Origin of the sequence: Mesorhizobium sp. (assembly GCF_005063415.1) — a bacterium.
GTDB lineage: Bacteria > Pseudomonadota > Alphaproteobacteria > Rhizobiales > Rhizobiaceae > Mesorhizobium.
The window spans coordinates 1-3,081 of sequence record NZ_SUEG01000277.1 but is presented as its reverse complement, the minus strand read 5'-3'; the positions used below and the strand labels follow the sequence as shown (position 1 = coordinate 3,081).

The window sequence follows — 3,081 nt, the reverse complement described above, 5'->3', positions numbered from 1 at the left end:
ATGGAAACCCGCGCCTCGAGAATGAAAAATACCTACCGCTGGCGGCGCCGAAAGAGACCAACCACATGCCAAGCACCCAAGGCGTCACCTTGGGGTCGTTCAATTCGGAAGCGACGCTGTCGACCGCCTGTTCGAAGATGTCCTGCCGCCCTGACCAGACCGCATGGTCCACAAGAGCTTCACTGGCAAGCAATCTCAGGTCAACTGGAACTTCATCAGTCGGACTCGACAGCTGTTGCAGGAGTTCGTCGGCGATCTTCACTCCTGCCCGTGCGGTCTCCTCGTCGGCCTCGCCGTAGTCAACGGCCCGCAACATGCCGACACCGACCAGCATCCACTCTCTCGGGACAAGATCGGGTTGCCTCCCGCGAAGGATGGCGGCTGCCCTTCGCGTCCACCTGTCCAGGCCCCCGTGCGTCCGCCAGCTGCTTGTCTTTACGAGCACGGCGCGGGTTACGGTTAGCCACTGCCCCCTCAAATCGCCGTCCTTTACGAACGCCTCCCAAGCCCGTGAGAACCATCGCTCGGCTGCGGCGTCGTCAGGAACGTGAGCGGCCCCGACCCAGTGGAGAAGCCAGCCTTCCAGTTCTTCAGCAGGAAATCTGGTGCCCCATTCGATCAAGGTAGCCCTGCGACCTTGGGATAGCATCGCCTCGGCGTGCTCGATAACCAACTCGCGGGCTAGCGCCCAGGCTTCTGCTTGGAGGGCCATCGATACGGCAGCGTCGACCAATCCTGCATCGCGCAGGACCCGAGCTGCCCTTTCGCGCAGACTTGCCTGCTCTTCCGGCGGCAGCCGTGCTTCGAAGAGCCTGGACAGGTAATCGCGCAGGAGGTCGTGGAACTGGAATCCTCCGCTTCCGAGGCCTGTTCGGGTAACCAACAGCTGCATTTGGAAGAGCCGCTCCAGCACCGGGCCGCCGACTCTGGGTCCGAGCAAGGCGTCGGCAAGACCGGAATTGATTTCGGGAAGCAGATTAAGCTTCAGCAGGGTGTTCTGGTCCTCGCTTGGAACGTTCTGCAGGAACAGTCTGCCGACCACCTCCTGGAAATTTCCCTGCGCTAAAGGCATGGCGCTCATCAACTGTGGGGAACTTGATTTCTGGTTGGCGATCATGACCAGGCCGACCGCCCACCCCTTGGCGGCGGCGACGTCGATCCCCTTCTCATGGCCTGGTTCCCTGAGGCCGACGAGGCAGCGTGCTTCGTCCTCCGTGAATTCCAGTGTGGTCTGGCCGATGACCGGCAGCTTGCCTGCGAGCGCAAGTTCGGCCACGCCCCCACCAGGCAGTGTACGCGATATGCAGATGCACCGGACCGTGTTGGGCAGTTCCCTCAGCAGGACAGCCAGAACTTCGCGGAATTCTGGCGTGTCGGCACGGTGGATGTCGTCGAGAACGACGATCGTGTTCGGCTCCAGATGCGCCAAGTAAGCTCGGAAGAACAGGCGCGCGAAGGCCGCTGCATCCTCCGCATACTCCGTTCCGAAAACAGGGAGGCTGAGTTCCTGCGCCCCAGGCGACATGGCCAGATAGTAGAACAGGCGGGCGACATCCTGGTCCTCGTCGTCGACGCGATACCAGACATGCGGGGCGTCTGATCCTTGGACGTAATCTATGACCGCGGTGGTCTTCCCGTATCCGCCCGGGGCGGCAATCCAGCACATGCCGGATTTCAGGCAACTGTCGACCAGAGCCGCGACGCGCGGCCGCCGCGCAATACCCGCGGGTCTCGGCATTGAGAGTTTCGCTATCGAGCCGCCGTGCACCGCCGCATCCAGATCCACCAGCTGCACTCTTATAGCAGATGATGGGCCGGGCGCGCGTCATTTCAGCATGTAAGCTAAACGTAAGCGCGGCTCCGTCAACGTCGGCATCTTTCCAACTCAGGGAGGAAACAATGCCGACCGCAACCGTCCAGACCATCTATTGCGTCCAGCCCGCCACAGGAACCGATTTCGGCGTCAACCAGGCGGTTATCGATGCGATCATGAGCCTGACGCCGCAATTTACCCAGAACGACTTCGCCAGCAATCTGCTGCACGGCATCAGGTCCCTGCCCAGCATTCTTGGAGCGATCGACGCCATCCGGGCCGATCCGGACAACCTGTTCATCACCACAGGGACTGAAGGTAATGTCGATGACGCTGTCTGGCCGTCTCCCGGAAATACCAGGGAAGTCAATGCGGACCAGTCATTCGAACCTGGCCTTGTGCTGCCGTTCGAGTATAGCCAAAATCTCTCGCTCTGGGATGAAGACGGCCCTCTCAATGGCAATGATCCACTCGGCTCTGTCACGATGACGGCCGATGAGCAGGGAACGGGCGAGATCGCGAAAATCGCCCGCTCGGACATCGAGGGTTCCGCATATTACGTCATCTACCGAGTCGACTGACGCCGGCTCCCGCCTTGAAGCTTGTCTCATAGGAGAAAAAACAATGTTTCGCTGTCGAGCAATAGCGGCCGTTGCCGTTCTGATAATCGTCGTGCCGCCCGTCCAAGCCCAGGAGCAGGCCGAACCTCGCGGTGTGGGGCACATCGCACCTTCACTTTCAGATTGGCCCGACCGGGACCGCATGACGCCCCGCGCCGCCGAGCAACCGTCGTGACGCAAGCCTGCTTTGGCAGGAAGTTGAAATGGCTGCAGGCAACGAGCCTACCCGCAGCCAAGGTTGATGATACCGGCGGCCCTCTTTGCCGCCCGCCTGGAACCGATTGGAGGATCTCGATGTTAAACAATCCGTTTGAAACGATCCCGTTCAAGGAAGCCGCCTGGGCCGAAGGTTTTTGTAAGGGGATCGCCTCGATGTCCTCGCCGAGCCCAAGCGATGCCATCACGGGAGAGGACTTCGACGCCTTCAACGACGGCGTCTCGACGGGCGCCGATGTGGCCGCAAATGGCATCCAGCTCGACGATGTGTGCGTCCCTGCCCTCGAGGGAAGCCCTGGACACGGCGTTGGCCTGGCGATCGACGGCGCCCATGTTCTTCATGCCGGTTGGGAAGCCCGCCATCTGGCCGGTCTGTCAGGCGCCTTCGCCGGTATTCTGTTGGGGGTCATTTCCCTCGGGACTTCTGCCAAC

3 protein-coding genes are annotated in these 3,081 nt (G+C 61.2%); 2 read left to right on the top strand and 1 reads right to left on the bottom strand.

Going from position 1 to position 3,081, the window contains the following annotated elements; genetic code table 11:
* On the bottom strand, positions 1–1,786 hold a 1,786-nt coding region (locus E5W70_RS31625), incomplete at its 3' end, for a hypothetical protein (RefSeq protein WP_292665197.1).
* A gap of 113 nt (positions 1,787–1,899) precedes the next feature.
* On the opposite strand from E5W70_RS31625, the gene E5W70_RS31620 reads away from it, so the two are divergent.
* Both E5W70_RS31620 and E5W70_RS31615 read left to right on the top strand, forming a co-directional pair.
* Positions 1,900–2,394, top strand: coding sequence for a hypothetical protein (locus E5W70_RS31620; RefSeq protein WP_292665196.1), 495 nt, complete (start codon positions 1,900–1,902; stop codon positions 2,392–2,394).
* Positions 2,395–2,727: 333 nt separating this feature from the next.
* The coding region (locus E5W70_RS31615; RefSeq protein ID WP_292665195.1) for a hypothetical protein at positions 2,728–3,081 on the top strand (354 nt) is incomplete at its 3' end.

Bases quoted from the DNA above. Each gene is read 5' to 3' on its own strand.
- E5W70_RS31620 (WP_292665196.1), top strand. From the start codon at position 1,900: ATGCCGACCGCAACCGTCCAGACCATCTATTGCGTCCAGCCCGCCACA.